The 21,021-nt window shown below is 61.7% G+C and carries 16 protein-coding genes; 15 read left to right on the top strand and 1 reads right to left on the bottom strand.

Going from position 1 to position 21,021, the window contains the following annotated elements:
- The first annotated feature begins 11 nt into the window (after positions 1-11).
- The 12 genes from tssE to BLL38_RS15210 all read left to right on the top strand — a co-directional run bounded on the left by tssE (position 12) and on the right by BLL38_RS15210 (position 15,666).
- Positions 12-431, top strand: a complete 420-nt coding sequence (gene tssE, locus BLL38_RS15265; RefSeq protein WP_076963297.1) for a type VI secretion system baseplate subunit TssE — start codon at positions 12-14, stop codon at positions 429-431.
- Complete coding sequence (tssF, locus tag BLL38_RS15260) at positions 421-2,190, top strand: type VI secretion system baseplate subunit TssF (protein ID WP_076963296.1); 1,770 nt, start codon at positions 421-423, stop codon at positions 2,188-2,190. Before tssE ends, tssF begins: the two co-directional genes overlap by 11 nt.
- The gene (tssG, locus tag BLL38_RS15255; RefSeq protein ID WP_076963295.1) at positions 2,154-3,161 is read left to right on the top strand and encodes a type VI secretion system baseplate subunit TssG; all 1,008 of its coding nucleotides are present in this window, start codon (positions 2,154-2,156) and stop codon (positions 3,159-3,161) included. The genes tssF and tssG overlap by 37 nt, the downstream gene beginning before the upstream one ends.
- 12 nt (positions 3,162-3,173) lie before the next feature.
- Positions 3,174-5,747, top strand: a complete 2,574-nt coding sequence (gene tssH / locus BLL38_RS15250; RefSeq protein ID WP_076963294.1) for a type VI secretion system ATPase TssH — start codon at positions 3,174-3,176, stop codon at positions 5,745-5,747.
- Entirely contained in the window at positions 5,744-7,270 is a 1,527-nt protein-coding gene (locus BLL38_RS15245; RefSeq protein WP_090412679.1) for a sigma-54 interaction domain-containing protein, read from the top strand. Before tssH ends, BLL38_RS15245 begins: the two co-directional genes overlap by 4 nt.
- A gap of 39 nt (positions 7,271-7,309) precedes the next feature.
- Positions 7,310-7,447 (top strand): type VI secretion protein TagU, encoded by a 138-nt coding sequence (locus tag BLL38_RS15240; RefSeq protein WP_076963320.1) that lies wholly within the window; start codon positions 7,310-7,312, stop codon positions 7,445-7,447.
- Positions 7,448-7,462: 15 nt separating this feature from the next.
- Positions 7,463-8,590 (top strand): type VI secretion system-associated FHA domain protein TagH, encoded by a 1,128-nt coding sequence (gene tagH, locus BLL38_RS15235; protein WP_076963292.1) that lies wholly within the window; start codon positions 7,463-7,465, stop codon positions 8,588-8,590.
- A gap of 5 nt (positions 8,591-8,595) precedes the next feature.
- Complete coding sequence (tssJ, locus tag BLL38_RS15230) at positions 8,596-9,081, top strand: type VI secretion system lipoprotein TssJ (RefSeq protein WP_083743068.1); 486 nt, start codon at positions 8,596-8,598, stop codon at positions 9,079-9,081.
- Position 9,082: 1 nt separating this feature from the next.
- The gene (gene tssK / locus BLL38_RS15225) at positions 9,083-10,414 is read left to right on the top strand and encodes a type VI secretion system baseplate subunit TssK (protein ID WP_076963290.1); all 1,332 of its coding nucleotides are present in this window, start codon (positions 9,083-9,085) and stop codon (positions 10,412-10,414) included.
- Positions 10,415-10,418: 4 nt separating this feature from the next.
- The gene (gene icmH, locus BLL38_RS15220; RefSeq protein ID WP_076963289.1) at positions 10,419-11,285 is read left to right on the top strand and encodes a type IVB secretion system protein IcmH/DotU; all 867 of its coding nucleotides are present in this window, start codon (positions 10,419-10,421) and stop codon (positions 11,283-11,285) included.
- A 15-nt stretch (positions 11,286-11,300) separates the two neighbouring features.
- Positions 11,301-14,708, top strand: a complete 3,408-nt coding sequence (gene tssM, locus BLL38_RS15215; protein ID WP_076963288.1) for a type VI secretion system membrane subunit TssM — start codon at positions 11,301-11,303, stop codon at positions 14,706-14,708.
- Positions 14,709-14,772: 64 nt separating this feature from the next.
- On the top strand, positions 14,773-15,666 hold the full coding sequence (locus BLL38_RS15210) for a serine/threonine-protein kinase (protein WP_076963287.1): 894 nt from the start codon (positions 14,773-14,775) through the stop codon (positions 15,664-15,666).
- A 46-nt stretch (positions 15,667-15,712) separates the two neighbouring features.
- Here the strand turns inward: BLL38_RS15210 and BLL38_RS15205 are convergent, their stop codons facing one another.
- Positions 15,713-15,940 carry a hypothetical protein gene (locus BLL38_RS15205; RefSeq protein WP_236309728.1) on the bottom strand — a complete coding sequence of 76 codons (228 nt, stop codon included), beginning with the start codon at positions 15,938-15,940 and terminating at the stop codon, positions 15,713-15,715.
- Positions 15,941-16,359: 419 nt separating this feature from the next.
- Here BLL38_RS15205 and BLL38_RS15200 point away from each other — a divergent pair, with 419 nt between their 5' ends.
- The 3 genes from BLL38_RS15200 (at position 16,360) to BLL38_RS15190 (ending at position 20,999) form a co-directional block, all read left to right on the top strand.
- Positions 16,360-18,459 (top strand): EAL domain-containing protein, encoded by a 2,100-nt coding sequence (locus BLL38_RS15200; protein WP_076963285.1) that lies wholly within the window; start codon positions 16,360-16,362, stop codon positions 18,457-18,459.
- Between the two features lie 464 nt (positions 18,460-18,923).
- On the top strand, positions 18,924-19,430 hold the full coding sequence (gene praB, locus BLL38_RS31430) for an alkane oxidation protein activator PraB (protein WP_076963284.1): 507 nt from the start codon (positions 18,924-18,926) through the stop codon (positions 19,428-19,430).
- A gap of 129 nt (positions 19,431-19,559) precedes the next feature.
- Positions 19,560-20,999: an outer membrane protein transport protein gene (locus tag BLL38_RS15190; RefSeq protein WP_076963283.1), complete on the top strand. Its 1,440-nt coding sequence runs from the start codon at positions 19,560-19,562 to the stop codon at positions 20,997-20,999.
- Positions 21,000-21,021: the final 22 nt, after the last annotated feature.

The raw sequence follows: 21,021 nt of genomic DNA, 5'->3' as shown, positions 1-21,021 counted from the left end.
GGGGGCTTGAGATGAGTCACTACAGCGGTTTCCTTGAGCGCCTTGCAGGCACTGCGCCGCTGTTGGCGGGGCGCACGCCACTGGCCTGCGTCGCGGCGTCGGTGGCCACCCACCTGGGCAACATGCTCAGCACCCGGGCGGGTAGCGTGCAGACGCTGCCCGACTATGGCTTGCCGGATCTCAATGACATGCGCCTGAGCCTGCACGAATCCCTCAGCCAGGCCCGTTTTCTGATCGAGCGGTTCATCACGGCCTACGAGCCGCGCTTGAGCCATGTGCGGGTCACGGCGCTGCCACAGGGTCGCGATCCGCTGGCCCTGGCCTTTGATATCCAGGGGGCGTTGCATATCGACGGGGTCGTGCAGGTGGTGGTGTTCAGCGCAAGCCTGGCTGGCAATGGGCGAGTAGAGGTCACCCCAGGTGTCTGTTAACCGCTATTACCAGAGCGAACTCAACGCCTTGCGACACTTGGGGCGGCGCTTCTGTGAGCGTAATCCGGCACTTGCCCCATTCCTCGGGGACAGTGGCCGGGACCCGGATGTCGAGCGGCTGCTTGAGGGCTTTGCGTTCCTGACGGGCCGCTTGCGGCAGAAACTCGACGACCAGTTGCCGGAGCTCAGCCATTCGCTGATGCACCTGTTGTGGCCCAACTACATGCGACCGTTACCCGCGTTCAGCATGTTGCAGTTCGCGCCGTTGCTGCGTGCCGGGCCCGCGATCACCGTCGAGCGGGATACGCCAGTGGAAAGTGTGGCGATTGACGGTGAGCGTTGTCGCTTTCGCACCTGCTATGCAACGGATGTGCTGCCCCTGCAAATAAGTGCGCTGGATTACTCGGCCCAGGGCGAGGGCGCCTTGCTGAACCTGCGCCTGGAGATGACCGCCGAAGGGCATATGGGCGAACTGGTGCTTGAGCACCTGCGCTTGCATTTTGCCGGGGAGCGCTATGTCAGCCAGATGCTGTACGTGAGTCTGCTGCGCCACCTGCAAGGCATTGACTTGCTGCTGCTCGATGGCGAGTGCAAACCGCTGCTTGCGCGCAATGGGCAAGTGTTGTCATTGCCATTACCGGCATCGGTGGTCCGGCCAGCAGGTTTTTCGGCAGACGAGGCGCTGCTTCCCTATCCGCCGAATGCCTTCACTGGGTATCGGCATCTACAGGAATATTTCGCCTTTCCTGACAAGTACCTGTTTGTCGACGTCGGTGGCCTGGATATTCTGCAAACCTTGCCGCATGACCTGCTCAAGCAGGCCCGGGGGTTTGAGTTGCGCTTCAAGCTTCGCCAGCGCAATCCCGGGCAGGTGCTCCCCACGGCGGACAACGTAAAGCTGTTTTGCACGCCGGTCGTCAACCTGTTCAAGCACGACGGGGTGCCGATCCGATTGGATGGCAAGCAGGATGAATATCTGCTGCTGGGAACCGACTATGCGCCAGGCCATTGCGGGGTTTTTTCCGTGGATCAGGTCACCGGATGGCGCCCGGGTGGCCTGGGCTACCAGGCGTATGTGCCATTCGAGTCGTTCGAGCACGACCAGCAGACCGCGTGCTACAGCATTCGCCAGCGGCCGTCCCTGCAACACAGCGGCCTGGATACCTACCTGAGCTTCGGCATTCGCCAGTTCGGGGATCAGGAAACCCTGTCCATCGAGCTGACCTGCACCAACCACGACTTGCCACGCAAATTGCGTATCGGTGACATCAATCAAGCCTGCGAGCAAACACCCGAGTTCCTGTCCTTCAACAACATCACTGCCGCCACCCCCGGTATCGCGCCCCCGCTGGACAGCGGCTTTTTGTGGAAGCTGATCAGCAATATGTCGCTCAACTACCTGTCCCTGAGCGATATCAATGCGCTGAAAGTGGTGCTCAAAACCTATGACTTGCCGCGCTACCACGATCGCCAGGCCGAAAAAATCAGCCTTCGACGGCTGGACGGGTTGCGTTCGATAAGCCAGCGCCCGATCGACAGGTTGCATGGCGGCTTGCCGATTCGAGGGGTAGCAATCGATCTGACCCTTGACCCCCAGCACTTCCTCGGAGAGGGCGACCTGTTTGTCTTTGCCTCGGTCCTCAATGAGTTTTTTGCGCTGTACGCGAGCCTCAACTCGTACCACGAACTGCGCGTTACCAGCACACAAGGAGAGGTGTACCTATGGCCATCCCGGATGGGCCAGCAGGCCCTGCTTTAACCGAGTTGTCCCGGACCATCCGTGAGTATTCGCTGTTCCAGGCGGTCTTGCAGGTGATTGAGCGTTTGCGTGAGGCCCACCCATCCCTTGGTGATGAGGCGCTGTATGACCTCCTGGAGTTCCAGGCCAATCCGGGGTTGGGGTTTCCCGGCAACGATATTGACCGCGTGACGTTCTTTATCGAGCGTGGGCAATTGCGGGCACGTTTGCGCCTCAATGTATTGGGCCTGGTGGGGGCGAATTCGCCACTGCCGGCATTTTATGCTGAGCACGCCTTGGCCGAGCGGGCGGGGGGGAATCCGGTCGCCGACTTTCTTGACCTGTTCCACCACCGTTTGCATCGGCTGATGCTGCCTCTGTGGCGCAAGTACCGTTACCCGGCACGCTTTCGAGCGGGCGCCAGCGATGCGTTTTCCGCGCAGATGTTCGCCCTGATAGGCCTGGGCGGCCGGGCCATCCGGGGGGCGACGCCATTGGACTGGAAACGCCTGTTGCCCTACCTGGGGTTGCTGGGCATGCGCGCCCATTCGGCGGCGCTTATCGAAACGGTGCTGCGTTACTACTTCAAACACCCATCGTTGCTGATCGAGCAATGCGTCCAGCGCAAGGTGGTGATTGCCCGTGGGCAGCGCAACCAACTGGCACATGCCAGCAGTTTGCTGGGGCGGGACCTGGTCCTTGGGCGACAGGTCGTCGACCGTGCCGGCAAATTCAGGGTGCATCTCCAGGACCTCGACTGGCAGCGTTTTCATGAGTTTTTACCCGACGGCGCGAACCACTCGCCGCTCTGCGCGCTGATTCGCTTCGCCGTGCGAGACCCTCTGGACTATGACCTGCGCCTGGTCCTGCGCCCCGGGGAGATACGGGCGCTGCACATAGGCCAACGCAATGTGTGCCGGCTGGGCTGGACCAGTTGGATGGGGCCGGCGCGCGCGGACGGTGTGCTCACACTGGCCAGTAAAACTCACTAGGGACAGATGACTATGATGAATGTGGACTTGCAGCAATTGATTCGTGTGCTGGCGACACAAACTCGCCATGACCTGGAGCGCGCCGCAGAACGCTGTGTGGCCCGGGGTGGCTCGCAAGTCCTGGTGGAGGACGTCTTGCTGGCGCTGCTGGAGCACCCACAAGGGTTGCTGGTGCGTGCGCTGCAAGAGGCCGGCATCGAACAGGGCGAACTGCAAGCCACGCTTGTGCCCAGGATGGGGCAGGGCACTTCGCGCAATCCGGTGTTTGCGCCGTTGCTGGTGCAATGGTTGCAACAAGCGCTGGTTGTTGCCCAGCTGGAGTTGGCGCACTCCCAGGTCAGTGAGGCGGCCTTGATCCTCGCCTTGCTGCGTAACCCGTTGCACCACGCTGGTAGTCGTTATCAGGTGCTGCTGGCCCGTCTCGATGCGCAGCGCCTGCTTGAGTTCGCCTTGGGCGAGGAGGCCGAGGTTTCCCGGGTGTACGCCTGTGGCAACCCTGAAGCGTTGTTGCCGCGTTTCACCCATGACCTGACCCAGCAGGCCCTGGATGGGCGGGTCGACCCGGTCTTGTGTCGAGACGCCGAGATCCGGCAGTTGATCGATATCCTGGCGCGTCGGCGCAAGAACAATCCGATCATTGTGGGTGAAGCCGGTGTCGGCAAGACCGCGCTGGTCGAGGGTTTGGCCAGGCAGATTGCCCAGGGGCAGGTGCCGCCGGTGCTCCAGGATACGCGCCTGCTGATCCTCGACATGGGGCTGCTGCAGGCCGGTGCCAGCATCAAGGGCGAGTTCGAGCGGCGGCTCAAGGGCGTTATCGAGGAAGTGAATGCTTCCGCGGTGCCGGTGATCCTGTTCATTGACGAGGCGCACACCCTGATCGGGGCCGGTGGTTCGCCGGGCAGCGGCGACGCGGCAAACCTGCTCAAGCCGGCGCTGGCCCGTGGCGAACTGCGCACCATCGCGGCCACCACCTGGTCAGAGTACAAGAAGTACTTTGAAAAGGATCCGGCACTGGCCCGGCGCTTTCAGCCGGTGCATGTCCAGGAACCCAGTGTCGATGATGCGGTGACGATCCTGCGTGGTCTCACCTCGGTGTATGAAACCAGCCATGGTGTGTACGTGCGTGATGACGCCGTGGTTGCCGCCGCGCAGCTATCGGCACGCTACCTGGCGGGGCGACAGTTGCCCGACAAGGCTGTGGATGTGCTCGACACGGCCTGCGCGCGTGTGCGCATCAGCCTGGTGACCGCTCCGCCGGCGTTACAGGCCGTGGCTGCCCAACTGGCGGAAAGTACCCGCCAGCACCAGGCACTTTGCCGCGACCGGGACGCCGGGCTGCCGATTGACCCTGGCGCACTGCAGGTACTGGCCGCGCGCCTGGAAACCGTCGGTGGCGAACATGAACACCTCAAGCAATGCTGGACACGCCAGCGTGAGATGGCCGAGCGGGTACTGGCCTTGCGCCTACAGTTGAGCCAGGCCCGCCAGTCCGGGCAGGCCATCGAGCTGCTTGAGCAGCAACTGTGCCAAGCCCACGGCAGCCTGCTGGCAGAGCAATCACAGCAGCGCCTGGTCAATTTTGAAGTATGCCCGCGGCTGGTGGCGCAAGTGATCAGTGCCTGGACCGGCATTCCGCTCAGCCAGGTAGCCTGCGAGCACAGCGTCAAGGTCCTCGACTTCGCCACCGATCTGCGCACGCGCATTCTCGGCCAGGAGCAGGCCGTGCAGAGGCTGGACCGCTCGATGCGTGCCGCCGCCGCCGGGGTGAACCGGCCCGATGCGCCCGTGGGCGTCTTTCTGCTGGTCGGTCCCAGTGGCGTTGGCAAGACGCAGACGGCGTTGGCGTTGGCCGACCTGTTGTATGGCGGCGAACGGTTCATGACCACCATCAACATGTCCGAATACCAGGAGAAACATTCACTGTCACGCCTGATGGGGGCTCCGCCCGGCTATGTCGGTTATGGCGAAGGCGGCGTGCTGACCGAAGCGGTCAGGCAAAAGCCCTATTCGGTGGTGCTGCTCGATGAGGTCGAGAAGGCGCACCTTGGGGTCATGAACCTGTTCTACCAGATCTTCGACAAAGGCTGGGCCCATGATGGCGAGGGGCGTGAGATCGATTTTCGCAACACGCTGATCCTGATGACCTCCAACCTCGGCAGCGAACACATCATCGAGCTGTGTGGCGCTGCGCAGCGCCCCAGCCCGCAAGCCTTGCAAGCAGCACTTGCGCCGCTGCTCAACCAACACTTCAAGCCGGCGCTGCTGGCCCGCATGTGCGTAGTGCCGTACTACCCGATCAACGGTGCGGTGCTGCGGGAGTTGGTAGAAAGCAAGTTGCAGCGCCTGGGCCAACGTCTGCTGCAGCGGCATCTGGCATTCAGCCATTGCCCGCGATTGGTCGATTACCTGGCAGAGCGCTGTACCCGCAGCGAGAGCGGGGCGCGGTATGTCGATCAGTGGATCGACGCCAATCTATTGCCCCAGATCGTCGATCGCCTGCTGGAGGCAATGGCCAGGGACGAACATGTGCAGCGCGCCCACGGGACGCTGGATGGCGACGGTCACGTCATCTGCGAGTTTGCATGATGAGGGCAGCCCCGTTGTCACAGTCGCCGGACTATACCGAACAACTGGTGCAGTGGCTCTTGCGCCTGGGCCTCGATAGCGATCGGGCAAGTGTGCCTGGCAACCTTGCCCAGGCCGCGGTGCAGTTGAGCCAGTGCACGCTCAGCCAGGTGTACCTGTCAGATGAGGCCGGCCATGGCCTGCTCCTGGCTGCCGAATACCGGCGGGAAGAAGGGCCCTGGGATATCGGTGTGGGCGCAGAGGTGGACCAGCAGGGCCAGCAATTGCTGCAGTTCGCCCTGGAACATCAGCGGCCCCTGAGTATCCGTGGCCTGCAAGACAGCATTTATGACACCGCCTTCATTCCCAGAGGCCTGGCGCCCTGGCAGTCGCTGCTGTGCGTGCCTATCACCCATCGACACCTTCCCGCGAGGGGCGTGCTGCTATGCGTGACTGAACACTCCCGGGATCTGCTGGGGTACGCCACAACACTGGGGCCGTTGGGGGCTTTTGCCCTGCGCCAGCGGGCGCTGCTGCCGGAAGCCAGCCCGCCATCGCCGGCCCGTCCGGGGCTCGCTCGCGTGCTCCGTCCCGCAGGTCTTGGCCTGATAGGCAACAGCGCGGTGATGGACGAGACCTGCCGCCTGATCGGCAAGGTGCTGGACAGCACCTATACCGTGCTTTTGCACGGCGAGACCGGTACGGGCAAGGAGGTGGTCGCCCGGGCGATCCATGCCATGGGCCCGCGTCGATCCAAGGCCTTTGTCGTACAGAACTGTGCCGCATTCCCGGAAGGGTTGCTGGAAAGCGAACTGTTTGGCTATCGCAAGGGCGCCTTTACCGGTGCCGACCGGGATCGTCCCGGTCTGTTCGATACCGCCGATGGCGGCACGTTGCTACTCGATGAAATCGGCGATATGCCGATGTCGCTGCAAGCCAAATTGTTGCGGGTCTTGCAGGAGGGCGAAATACGTCCGCTGGGTGCCAGTACCGCCCATAAAGTGAATGTGCGGATCATTGCGGCCACTCACCGTGACCTTGGCGCAATGGTCGCCCAGGGGAGTTTCCGTGAGGACCTCTACTATCGATTGGCCCAGTTCCCGATCGAACTGCCGGCCCTGCGCCAACGCGAGGGCGATGTACGGGCGCTGGCTCGGCATTTCGCAGGCAAGGCCTGCGCCGCCCAGGGGCGAGCGCCGGTGTCCTGGTCGAACCAGGCCCTGGATCAGCTGTCCAGCCACAGTTTTCCCGGCAACGTGCGCGAGCTCAAATGCCTGGTGGAACGTGCCGTGTTGTTGTGCGACGACGGGGTGATCCTGCCGCAACACCTCTTGTTGCCACTGGCGTCACCTGCACAGGCCAGCGACGCAACGTTGCGCCAACGCCTGGAACGCGTCGAGCGGGGCTTGCTGATTGATTGCCTGCACAAGAACCGTGGCAATCGCACCCGCACCGCCCGTGAGCTGGGGGTCGCCCGGCGCACCCTGTTGTATCGCCTGGCACGGCTGAATATCCCCTGCGGTGACGTCAAGGGCGAGTGCTGAATGTTCCGCGCGCGAATTTATTTCAATGGGAGAGGCGTGATGAGTGTTTTTCGATGGCCGGCAGTGGGGATGGTTTTACTGATGTGGGCGCTGAGTGGTTGCGCGGCGAACTACGTGTTTGACGACGATGACTATCGGCCGCTGGGTGACCCGCGGTCCAACCAGCGCGGGCAATAAGCCAGGAGTCCCTGTATGCAGTTGGTATTTGAGGTCTGTGGCAATGGGCAAGACATGCCCGGCTCGACCCGCAGCAAAATCTTTGATGGCGCTGGAGGGGTGATCGGCCGTGGTGCCGATTGCGATTGGGTGATTCCCGATCCCAGTCGCCAACTGTCCAATCATCATGCCTTGGTCAGCTTTCGTGACGATCAGTACTTTCTGACTGACATCAGCACTAATGGCATTCGCCTGGGAGACGGCACCGTGCGCTTGCGCAAGGGCCAGGCCCGGCCGATCAGCCAAGGCATGGTGTTGCGGATGGGGCCGTTTGATCTGCGCACGCAGTTGCTGGAGGCCGCTGACACGTCGAATCATCACGACAACCTGATCCCCGATGACGCGTTCCTGCAGTTGGATCCTGTGCGTGCCCTGGATGACCAACAGGCCCGGCCACTACCGGAACCGAGCAGCACGCCCTCGAACTGGGCGGACACCAGCACGGTGGAACGCCACCATGTGCCTGTGCCGACCCTGGTCGAGCCTGCTGTGCAGGTGTCTGCGCCTGTAGAAACTACCCCGCCAGCCCATGACCATGGGCTGTTCTGGGAGGCGTTTGCCCAGGCGCTGGGCGTGCGCCTGGACCCTCTTGACGAGCCTGGGCGGCAAGCGCTGGCCATCAAGGTCGCAGACTTGCTCAAGCAGGCCATCGAAGGGCTGCAACAGAACCTGCACACCCATGCAGAGCTGAAAAGTGCGCTGGGCGCCTCGCTCGGTCAGACGCCAGCCCGCGACCTGGGGCTGTTGAGCGAGGGAGGGCAAGCGCTGGAGGCCATGTTGCAGGGGGCTGGCGAACTGACGATTACCCAGGCATATCGCGATTTACAGGTGCACCAGGTTGCACTGCTCGCCGGCTGTCGGGCGGCCATGCGCGGCGCCCTGGCGGCGTTTGCACCTGGCCAGTTGCTGGTCCGTTTTGAACAGCAGGGCAACACCCCGCGGATCCCCACCAGCGGTGCTTATTGGCGGGCTTACCTGCGCCATTATCAACGCCTGGTCGAGGACGACGATTGGGAAGAGCGCCTACTGAACGAGGACTTTGCCAACGCCTACAGGGAACAGGTGCGCCTGGTTTCCACCCTTTATAGCCCTTGTTCTGGATGAGCCCCATGCCACGTGCCACCTCTGTTCTGTTATTGGCTGTGATGGGGCTGTTGCCCGGTTGCAGCAACCTGTCTCCCTATTCGACGCTGACCAAGCTGGACCTGACGCTGACCGCCAGTGATCGGGTCAACCCGGATGTGAATGGCCGGCCGTCACCGATCGTGGTGCGCCTGCTGGAACTCAGAAACCCCGTGGCCTTCGAGAATGCCGATTTCTTCAGCCTGTATGGGCGTGCCGAAAACACCTTGCCCAAGGACCTGGTCAGCAGCGAGGAGTGGGAATTACGCCCTGGCGAGCAGGTCGCGATGAAGCTCCGTGCAACGCCAGGCAGCCGTTACCTCGGCGTGCTGGCGGCCTACCGGGATTTGCCCCAGGCGCGATGGCGCCATGTGGTGCCGCTGGCCGTCGAGTCGCGGACCCAGGTCGATCTGCTGCTCGACGAAGCCGGCGTGCGCGCAACGGCTTTACAGACCGCCAAGGCAGGTGACTGACATGCTGATCGATAAAGTGATCTGGCAGGAGGGCATGTTGTTGCGCCCTCAGCATCTGCAGCACAACGACCGCTACTACCACCAGCAACTGGCCCGCCGCAGCCAATTGGCACAGGGCTATGCCTGGGGCTTCCTGACGCTGGAAATCGACCCGCAATACCTCGATATGGGCAAGGTAGTGGTCAGCCAGGCCAGTGGTGTACTGCCTGACGGCACCCTGTTTGAACTGCGTGAGCCGGCCTCGCCGCTGGTACTGGAAATCCCTGCCAATAGCGGCAGCCAGGCGGTGTACCTGGCTTTGCCGATGGTCGCCGGCAATGCTGTCGAGGTGCGCCAGCCGGCGCAGGCTGACGTCGTGGCACGCTATACCGCGTACGAAGCCGAAGTGGGAGACGCCAATGCCGGCGAAGACACGCGCTGTACCATCACCTGCGCCCGCCCGGACTTCCGCTTGCTGCTTGGCGATGATCCTGGGGGGCAGACCTGCGTCAAACTCAAGGTCGCACAGGTCCAGGATTGCAGCGCCCAAGGCGTTGTTGCGCTTGATAGCGTGTTCTCCCCGACGTTCATGCACCTGCACGGCTCGCCGTTTTTGTTGTCTTGCCTCAAGGAGGTGATCAGCCTGTTGGCGTTTCGCGGTGACGCGATTGCCGAACGCTTGCAGGATGCTGGCCAGGCGGCCGGTGCGCAGATGGGGGATTTCCTGATGCTGCAGTTGATCAACCGGACCGAGTTGATCCTGCGTCACGACCTGGACCAGGCCCGCCTGGGCCCTGACCAGTTGTACCAGGCCCTGCTTGGGTTGTTGGGGGAGCTTTCGACATTTTCCAGCGATACCAAGCGCGCCAGTTTTGAAGGGCGCTACCGGCATAGCGACCAGGGGGCGAGCTTTCGGGAACTGATGGCGGCCATTCGTTCGGTCCTGTCGATGGTGCTGGAGCAACACGCCATTGAACTGGTATTGCAGCCCCGTCAATACGGTGTGCTGGTGTGCCCGGTCAATGACCTGAACCTGCTGGGCTCTGCCACCTTCATTTTGGCCGCCAGTGCCCGCTGCGATTCGGAGGTACTGCGCCTGCGGCTGCCGGCGCACCTCAAGGTCGGGCCGGTGGAGCGGATTCGCGAGTTGGTCAACCTGCACCTGGCGGGTATTAGCGTCAAACCGCTGCCCGTGGCGCCACGGCAGATTCCGTTCCATGCCAGCAAAACCTATTTCATGCTCGAACTCAGTGCCCGTGACCTGGAGCAGTTGGAGCATTCAGGCGGATTCGCCTTCCATGTCAGCGGCGAGTTTGCCGATCTTGAATTGAAATTCTGGGCTATCAGGAACTGAACCTATGACGATGGACAAGGCATACCCACAGGATGACAAGACGGTCCTGCTGGATCGGCATGGATTCGGCCCGGCACAGGGCGCCATGACCGATTTCGAGACACCACCGCGCTTTGAACAGCTTGAAGACCGGATGATCCATGCCGCCCATTTGCAGGGCACGCAGCCCTTCAGGCTTGGCCTCAACCCCCTGGTGACGGCGGCCTGGGACCTGTTGTCGGAGGTGGTCCGGCTCAAGGGCGGCTCGGCCCGTGAAGGCCTGCACTCGCTCAATGACCGACTGTCCTCGGGCATCACGCTTTTTGAACAGCGGGCCCGCCACGACGCAATCCCCGACAGCCAGATCATGGCGGCCCGCTACGTGTTGTGCAGCGTCATTGACGAGGCCGTGGGCACCACGGCGTGGGGGCGCCAGAGCGACTGGTCGCAAATGAGCCTGTTGAGCAGCTTTCACAACGAAACCTTTGGTGGCGAAAAATTTTTTGAGCTGCTGGAGCGACTGTCCAGGGACCCGTTCAAGCACCTGGCGATGCTGGAGTTGATGTACCTGTGCCTGGCACTGGGCTTTGAAGGCAAGTACCGGGTGATGGAACGCGGGTTGCTGCAGTTGGAGGGCATTCGTGACGCCTTGTACCGGCAGATCATCCATGTGCGTGGGGACGCGCCGCCGGCCACGGATCCCCGGCCACCGTCCAGCCGCAAGCCGGGGCCGGCGCTGCGTATTGTTCCGGCCACCTGGGTCTGGGTATTTGTCGGGGTGGGCCTGGGCATGATGTATGCGGGGTTCGCCTGGGTGCTTGGGGAGCAACGCGAGAGCGTGCTCCAACCCTATCTTCAGACCACCCCAGACATCACCCGGACACCGAAGTAACGCAGGGAGCGAATCATGAAACCTCTATTCAAAACGCTGGTTGCAGCCCTGGCGCTGACCTGGGTCTGGAGCCTGCTGCTGGTGCTGTTACTGGCCTGGGCCGTGTGGTGGTTCGGGCCGCTCCTGGCGGTCGACGACAAGCGTTTCTGGCTCGGTGCGACTTCGCGCTTACTGACCATCAGTGGCTTGTTCCTGGCCTGGGGCCTGTTGATGGTCTTCGTCAATCGGCGTAACCCTGGGCAACTGCCTGGCGATGATGGCGGCCCGGAGCAGGTACCGCCAAAACAGCGCAAGGGGCTGGTCGAGCATGAGCAGAACAACGTGCGTGGCCGCTTCAAGGAGGCGCTGCAAGCCCTCAAGACATCGCGCCGCTATGGCAAGCGCAGCGAACGCTGGCGCAGTGAGTTGCCCTGGCACCTGGTGATGGGATGCAGCGCCAGTGGCAAGACCCGTCTGTTGCAGGCCGGCGGGCTACAACTGCCATTGGACCGCACGGATGCCGGCGACCCACACGCAGCTGGCGGCATACGTCATTGCGAGTGGTATTTTGCCGAGGAAGGGGTACTGGTCGAAACCCCGGCGCGCTACCTGGCGCACACCGACAGTGAGGTCGACAGCAGTGGCTGGGCGACGCTGTTGAACCTGTTGAAAGCCCGTCGCCGTGCGCGCCCGCTCAGCGGCGTACTGCTGACAGTTTCGGTGGACACCTTGCTCAATGGCAGCGAGCAGGCACTGAGCGTTATGGCGCGCCAGTTCAACAGTCGCCTTCACGACCTGCAGCAGACCTTACATGTGCAGTTGCCGGTCTACCTGGTACTGACGCAGGCGGATCATTTGCCCGGGTTTGTCGAGTTCTTCGAGCGAACGGAGGGCCAGGCCAGTGATGGCCTGTTGGGCGAGCACATCGTACCTGGCCAGGCGGGAACCGATGTTGGCGAAGTGCGCCAGGCCTTTGAAGCCTTGCTGCAGCGTTTGAGTGGGGAATTGATACAACGCCTGCATCTGGAGCGCAGTGGTGAGCGCCGGGGGCGTATGTTGGATTTCCCCCGGCAGGTGGCGCTGATCGGGGAGCGGTTGTGCCTGTTTATTGAACTGGCGTTTTCTGCCCATCGTTACCAGCGCGTCAACGCCTTGCGCGGTTTTTACCTGACCAGCTCCGGCAGTGAGTCGGGCGCCGGGCAAAGCCGCCCACGGTTTATCCAGGGGCTGTTCAGCCGGGTGGTGTTCGGTGAGGTCGACCTGGCCGGCCTGGACCACCGGGAACGGGTGCGCATCCGTCGGCGTCAGCGCGGCTTGGCGCTGGCGGCCTTACTGGTACTCGGCGCTGCAGGTTCACTGTGGATGTACAGCTATTCGCAGAACCATCAACGCCTGGAGCAACTGCGTGAATTGGCGCGCACGCCTGTCCGTGGCCACGCTGCAGCAGACCAGACCCTGGCGATCGTGCCGCTCCTGGATAGCCGACTGGCAGCCACCCAGGTTTTTGCGTCACCGCAGGGCGCGGGTTGGATGCCGTTCACGGGGTTGTATCAAGGCGACAGGAGCCGCCCGGTGCTGGACACGGCCTACCAACAGGCATTGCTACAACACTTGATGGCCCGGGTCCGCGAGCTGTTGGAGCAGCAGGTGCGCAGCAGCTTGCACGACCGCCAGCAGCTACTCCTCAGCCTGCGCGCCTACCTGATGCTCAACCTGCCAGAGCGCCGGGACAAGCAATGGTTGGCGGATCGGGTCGCCGAATTGTGGTCGCTGCGTTACCCCACAGACCCGTCGCTGCAGAAGCGTTTGAACCTACATTTTGCCCAAGTGCTCGAGCAGCCCTTTGCAATGCCGCTCGACGAAACGCTGGTCGCCCAGGCTCGCCAGGTGTTGAAAGCACAGCCCCTGGCTGGCGTGGTCTACCGTCTGTTGCGTGAGCAGGGCAGCGAGCTTGAACCCTATCGCTTCACTCAACACCTGGACCCGCAGGAGCAAGTGTTCACCGGCATCGACCAGGCCATTCCGGGCTTTTTTACCCAGCAGGGCTACCGTCAGTTCTTTGCGGTGCAGGGTAGCCGGATGGTCGATAGCATCGTGCGCGACAACTGGGTGCTGGGGGAGGGCACGGAACTCAATGCCCTGGGCCTGCGCCAACTGCTGGTCGAACTGGAGCAACGCTATTTCAGTGACTATGCCCAGGCCTGGAGTGCCGCATTGGCCCAGGTGCGCTTACAGGACAGTGAGACGTCGCGGCAAATGGCCGAGCAACTGGCGAGCCTGACATCACCCCGTTCGCCGTTATTGCAGTTATTGCAGCAAATCAGGGAAAACACCCGTTTCTCAAGCCCTGTCGAGCGCCTGGACGCACTCCAGCCGGGTTCGCCAGTGGCCCAGGCCGCCTTGGACAATGCCACGCAACGGATGCCTGACACCGCACAGCGCGCTTTGCAGCGTCGGTTTGAAGCCCTGCATCAATTGCTCGATGAACAGGACAACCCAGGGCCTGAGTTGTCGCAGGTGCTGCAAACCCTCAACCCGTTGCAACTGCAATTGGCCACCCTTGGCCGGGATAACCAGCCTGACCGGGCGGCCTTTGAGATGGTCAAGCGGCGCATGCAGGGGCAACGGGACGCCCTGGGTAACCTGCGCAATGCCACGGAGCGCCTGCCGACGCCCCTCAACGGCTGGTTGGCGGGCGTAGCGGATGACAGTTGGCGCCTGGTGCTCGACGCGGCCTACCGGCACCTGAACCGGCGCTATCAGAGTGAGGTGTATGGGTTCTATTCCTCGGCGATCAAGCAGCGCTATCCGTTCAGCGCCCATGCCAGCAGCGATGTCGCGCTCAATGATTTTCGCGAGTTCTTCAAGCCGCAAGGGTTGATGGCGCGGTTCCTTGACGATGACCTGCGGCCCTTTGTCATCGGCGATGGCAACCGTTATCGGTTGCGCAGCCTGGATGGCCGCAGCCTGCCGATGTCACGGGCGTTGCTGGACCAACTGGCCAAGGCACGCACCATACGCGAGGCGTTCTTTGCCGATGACCCGGGGGAGCCGGGGGTGCGCTTCACCCTGGCGCCCTACAGCCTGGACCCCACGGTCAGTCGGGCGATCCTGCGGTTCGGCGACCAGCAGATGGAATACCGCCATGGGCCGATTGTACCGATGCTGTTCCAGTGGCCCACCGATGTCGAGGACGGTCGTAGCAGCCTGGTGCTCGAAGGCATGGCGCAACAGCCATTGGGCATTGAAAAAAACACCGGGCCATGGTCGCTGTTCCGCCTGTTCGATTTGCTGCAGGGCGAACCCTTGAATGGGCGTGATGCGCGCTTGCTCAAGGCCGATATCGGCGGCCTGCGCGCCCACTACCTGTTGACCAGCCAGCGGACGCCGAACCCGTTCGAGATGGCGGCGTGGCGGACCTTCCGCATACCGGAGCAACTATGAGCCCACGGCAAGATACCTGTCGCAACGCCGGGCGTACGGCGCCAATCACAGCGGCCCGACGCTGATGGAACAGCTCCCCCAGTCCTGCGATCCGCCCCCGGGGCAGCCACTGCCGGCGTTATTGGCCGGGCGCTATCGTCTTGAACGGGTGCTCGGGGTGGGCGGCATGGGGGTTGTCTATCGCGCCCGTGACTTGCTGCATGAGCAATTCGGTGAACCGAGGTCCCAGGTGGCCCTCAAGGTTCTCGGCGAGCACCTGGCCCCGTCACAGGACGCTCACCTGTTGCTCTACAGCGAGTTTTCCCTGACCCGCTACCTGCGGCACGAGCGTGTGGTGCGAGTGTTTTCATTTGAGGTGGATACCACGGGTGAAGTGGCATTCTTCACCATGGAGTTGATGAGCGGCATGACCCTGGACCAGTTGCTGCTCAACTGCCCGCGCGGGGTGCCTTGGCAGGCATTGCGCCCTATTGCCTTGGGGCTGCTGGAAGCGTTGGGTTATATCCATCGGCAAGGTGTATTGCACGGCGATGTGAAGCCCGGCAATGTGATGTTGGGCGCTGACGGGGTGCGCCTGTTTGACTTTGGCCTTGCCCAGGCGCTCGGGCCGCCGCTGTCCGGGCTGCCGGCCTTGAGTCAACAGCGTTTCACGGCCTGGACACCGGCCTATGCCGCACCGGAACTGCAGGAGGGGGCGCCGCTGTCAGCCAGTTCGGAGGTGTATGGCGCAGCATGCCTGTTGTATGACCTGGCACTGGGTGGGCGTGCGGCGCAAGGGGCGGGCCCGAGGCCGCGACTGGCGCCCCCTCGGCAACTGCCCCGGCGTTGCTGGCCGGCGTTGCGGGTGGCGCTCAGTGTCGACCCGCAACGCCGAACCATCACCGCTGACGAATTGCAGGCGGCCATGCAGTGTGAACATTCGGTGGTGGGTCGTTGGTTCGCGGATCGTGCCCGTTAGATGACGGGGTGATCAGCTGCTGCGTCAGTTCCCAGGCAAACAGATTCTAGGACGACGCTTGTTCGTAGCGGCTTTTGCGCCGGGCGCGTTTACGCAGCCGATTGGCCGTCCACTGTTGCAGTGGGTCCAGCAGGAAAAAGAACAGGTAGGCGGCGAGTACCAGGGTCAAGTCGATCCAGGTCTTGCTGATAGGCCCTTCCACGGCTTCGACGCCAGCCTTGATCAAAAACAGTACGGCGACCCCGCACAACCACAGCACTACGGTGAAAACCAAAGGTCGCGCGCGATTTGAAAACCTGCCTTGCATGTTCAATCCATCTCCCTGAGAACGCTGGGTCAGTCGGTGTACCGACCCCCATGGGTGTAAAAGTGGTCTGCGGATCGAGTCATTCGATACCGGCCTGTGGGTCGACAGACCCGTACAGCTCATGACCTGTCTGCGGTGCAGTTGGTTCCGAAAACCTGCGGCACCCGCGTGGGCGGCAAGGCCCTGAAGGGCAGCATTGTTTCAAAAAGCCTGGAACATTACACCCTCATCTGCATGCCTGCTGACGCCCAGGGGCAACGCCTCGACGCCAAATGTGGCAAACCCCTTTCATTGGCGGGGCCTGGGCGTGTAGCGTTAAGCCCTCGTCGCAGGCTCCGGTTGAGGGGTTGCCCCCGGTGTGACGGCCCGCGGGCAAGGAGACAATCATGGCGCAAACGCTGTTCAAGCTCTTCTTTACCCAACGCCTGGCCGCCCTGGCGAGCACGGAGTCGCTGCGAGCCATCCGTGAAGGTCTGTTATGGATCTTGCCGTGCCTGCTGGTCTCGGCAGGGTTCCTGCTGTTATCCGAATGCGCCCGGATCCTGGGGTTTTCATCGCCAGTGGTGGCATTCCTGGCGGGCCTGCATGCCAAGATCAGTTCTGTGATCCCGCTGCTGGTGGCGGCTTCCATCGGCTATATGCTGGCGGTCCAGCACCGATTGCCACAGTTGCCGGTGGCGTTCCTGTGCCTGATGTACGTGGTCATTGCCACCTTTGTCTTGCGTGACTATCCACGTGCGGCGGCGACTTTCATCCTGTTTATTGCCATTGCCTCGCCGCTGATCAATGTGCCAGCGATTGCCTGGTTGCATCGCTACCGCTGGACCCGCCTGGTCAACGAGGACCTGGTGGGGCACAACCTCAAGGGCACCATCAATATGGTGGTGCCGGGGGCAATCACGGCATTGCTGCTGGTGGTGACATTGTCGTTGCTGTTGCAGGTGCCCCCGGTGGCGCAATTCCAGGGGCCGCTGATGCTCGATGCGCTGCAGTCGCCCTATGGCAGTGGCCTGTTTGTCACGGCGATCAATTCGCTGCTGTGGTTTTTTGGTATTCATGGGGTGTATGCGCTCCAGCCGCTGTTTGATGCATTGGACCAGGCGGTGGTGCTCAACGGCATGGCGCAGGCGGCGGGGGAGCCTATCCGCTACGTGCTCAATGGCGGCCTGCTGGGCAGCTTTGCCTTTATTGGCGGGGCCGGCGGTTCCCTGTGCCTGCTGCTGGCGATTCTGCTGTTTTCCAAGAGCCAGTCCATGCGCCTGCTGGCAATGGCCAGCCTGCCGCTGTCGCTGTTCAATGTCAGTGAAGTGTTGCTGTTCGGCTTGCCGATCATCCTCAACCCGCGCTTGTTTATCCCTTTTTTGGCGGTCCCGGCGCTCAACACCCTGCTGGCGTTGTTTGCGGTGCAGGCCGGCTGGGTCTCGCCGGCGGTGGCCAGCGTGCCGTTTACCGCGCCGGTGCTGCTCAATGCCTACCTGAGTACCCAGGGCGACCTGGCGGCGGTGGCCCTGCAACTGCTGTTGCTGGGGGTCGGGACCTTGGTCTATGCGCCCTACGTCTGGGCGATCCACCAGCAGGCGGTGGAGGGCGGCACCGTTTACCTCAAGTCATTCGACATGACCTTTCGCGGGCTCGAAGAAAAAGGACGCCTGCAGGAGTTGGACCCGGTGCTGACCTCTCACCGGGCCTTGGCACGGCAGGCCCGTGAATTGAGCCGGATCCAGCAGATCAGCGACTACGAGTTCTACCTGGAGTACCAGCCCCAGGTGTCCTCCCTGACCGGCTTGTGCACGGGCTGCGAAGCGCTGATGCGGGCCCGGGATAGCCAGGGCAAGGTGCACTCGCCCTGGGAGTTCCTCCAGTGGCTGGCCCAGGCCCGGTTGATGCCGGATGTGGACTTGTGGGTGGCCTCCCAGGCGGTGCGTCAGTACCAGCAGTGGCAGAAAACCGGTTTTGCGCTGCCGATCACCATCAATGTCTCCAGCGCCACCCTGACGACCCCGGCGTATGGCCGGCAATTGGTGGACATCCTGTCCCAGGCCAACGGCCAGGTGTCGGTGGAGATCACCGAGGATGCCCTGGTGGGGGATATCCAGGTGACCCGGCAGATGATCGAAAAACTGCAGGCCATTGGGGCCAAGGTTTATATCGACGACTTCGGCACGGGCTTTTCCGCGCTGAGTTACCTGCACCAGTTCCCGGTGGATTTCATCAAGATCGACCGCAGTTTTGTGGTGGCCCAGCAAGACCCCAAGGGCGCGCAGGTCTTGACCGGCATGCTGCGCTTTTGTGAAGCGCTGAACCTGGGGGTGGTGGTGGAAGGGGTGGAAACCGCCGAGCAATTGGCCTTTCTCCAATCGGGCGGGGGCCATGGGGGGGCAGAGCTGATTATCCAGGGTTGGTATTTCAGTCAAGCGCTGCCCGGCGATGCACTCCAGCGTTTCGTTCTGGAGCGGGCGCTCAAGGCGAATGGGGCCGGTATGTAGCCTCTTTTACCCGTCTCTCAATGGCAACGTAGGACTTCTCGCAAATGGAAAATGCCCTCTGGCGCGGGGGCTTTTTTCATGTAGATTATTTAATACGAGTTATGAAAAATCTTTTTGAAAATATATTCATCATAGTGTGATTGACGCTTCTTCTTTTGCTCCTGGCAGGATATTTAATCGAACTTTTAAATGTTTATTTGGGAGTTAAACCGATGGCTGCGCTGCGCTTTTTTATTGGCTATGGCTTCCCTATATAAGTCAGATAGTTCGCGATGCTTTAAATCTATTCGAGCCTGTAGTTGCAAGAAACTGTTGGCTTAAAAGTTATCCAGATAAATGCACTCTATTGTGCAGTTGATTGAATTGAAGTTTGGCTTGAAAGAGCGGGCTACGGTTTAACCGTGACTTCTCGATCATGGCCATTACCCCGGCGAAATAACTCGCCATCCATGTGAGGAAAAATAATGAAAAGCTTGAAAAACCTTATCTCGCTGTCTGCTTTTGCTATTTGCCTGGGCGCCGCCTCGATGGCCAGTGCTGTGACCGTTGCCCCAGCGGGCGCCGCGTTCAGCACCCCGGCGGGGGCCATTTCGGTTTCCTCGCCGGCCTCATTTGGTGTTCCGGTGTCCTGCACCATCAACTTCTCCGGCTCGGTTGCCTCCAATGGGGCTTCCGCGACGATTACAAACGCTACAGTCAGTGGCAGCAACCCTTTATGCGGCGTGCCTACTATGTTGGGCTTGCCTTGGACCCTGACCCCAACCGGTACCGGCTCAAACGTGTTTGCCGGGACCGTGTCGGGTGTCAACTTCAATATTTTGGGTAATTGCGCAAGTTCGCCTACCACGATTGCGGTGACGTTCAATAACTCTACCAACACGCTGAGCATTCCTTCGACGCAGACCGTTGGCAAGTGCAAGATCAGCGCACTTAACGTGAAGCCAACCCCGGCCTTCACGGTTTCTCCATAAGTCTCATCCGATACGGAATGTTATGAGCATCCGTTGAAAAAGACAGGTGCCTTTTATAGGCACCTGTTGCTGTCGTTCATATCGAGATCGTCAGCCATGGGTGAATAACAATAAATAGGAGTCGCGTGCATGAGTCATAAGAAACAACCGATCCAAGTATTGCTCGGCCTGATACTGTTAGGGGGGCTTATGGTCGCGGGGTCTATCCAGGCGGGCGGCTTTTTGACACCCACTTATGGCGCTTCAGGATGGGGGCGCGCGTTTGGCGGGGGCTCGCTGTTCCAGAACGATCCATCGGCAGCCTATAACAACCCGGCGGCCATGGCGTTCATTGACAAACCCCTCTCGCAGTTCACCATCACCTACGCCAATATCGACATCAAATACAGCGGCGCTGCCTATGACTACGCTGGCAATCCCGGGTCCAGTATCGTCTACGATCCAGATGCCGACCTCACGACCTCGACCCTGCGCACCGGTAACGGTGGCCAGGGCGGGTTCGAGGCCTGGGCCCCGACCAGCTTTATGGTGGTCCCGATCAACGAGCGCTTTGCCTTTGGCCTGAGCCAGGTGGTGCCCATGGGCGCCCGTACGACCTGGGACGAGGACTGGAAAGGCCGCGACTTTGCGGTAGACACCAAAATCGAAACCGTGGGCTTGACCGGCTCGCTGTCGTTCAAGGTCAATGACCAGTTTGCCGTGGGCGGTGGTGCCATTGTTCAGCACACCAAAGGCTTTGTGAGCCAGAACGTTGATCTGTATGCCGCCGCCGCACAGTCGCCAGACCTGGGCTATCTGCCGTTTCCGGCAGGCCAGGGCCACGCCTTGATACGCGTCAAGGTCGACAACACCTCCCTGGGCTGGTTTGCGGGAACGACCTGGAAGCCCACGTCACAAGACACCCTGGGCCTCAACTATCACGCCAAAATCAAGAACCGACTGGAGGGGCAATACAACATTTACGCCGACCCCCTGTCGACCGACCTGATGACTCTCCCCGTGTCGGATGGCAAAACCCTGGTCGAACTGGCGTATCCCGGCCTGCGTCTCTACCCCGGTGGTGCCAATGCCTCTGCTCAGTTGGACATTCCCGCCCATGCCTCCCTGGACTGGGTCCACCAGTTTTCTGAGCGCCTGACCCTGGGGGCCAGCGCCACCTGGATCCAGTGGTCATCGTTCAAGGCGCTGACCTTGAAGTCTGATGGCAGCACCCTTGTGTCGATCCCGTACAACTACAGGAACAGCTGGATGTATGCCTTCGGTGGCGACTACAAGCTTACCGACGACTTTACCGTGCGCACCGGGCTGGCCTTTGACCAGACGCCGACCCGTAACGCGACCCGCGACCCACGTATCCCGGATGGTGATCGGATCTTTGCCTCCCTGGGCTTTAGCTACAACATCCGGGCCATTGCGGGCTTGAGTATCGACGGTGCTTATTCGCGGCAGTTTGTGCAGACGGTGAAACTCAAGAGCAAGAACGTTGACCGCCTCGGTGCGGCCTCGCTGGATGGCAAGTCCGAGGCCAAGGGCGAAGTGGTCAGCGTGTCGGCCACTTACGCCTTTTGACCAGCCACGGGGCCCCTGGCAG

This window comes from Pseudomonas gessardii (assembly GCF_001983165.1).
Lineage (GTDB): Bacteria > Pseudomonadota > Gammaproteobacteria > Pseudomonadales > Pseudomonadaceae > Aquipseudomonas > Aquipseudomonas gessardii.
This window is presented reverse-complemented; position numbering and strand designations above follow the sequence as displayed.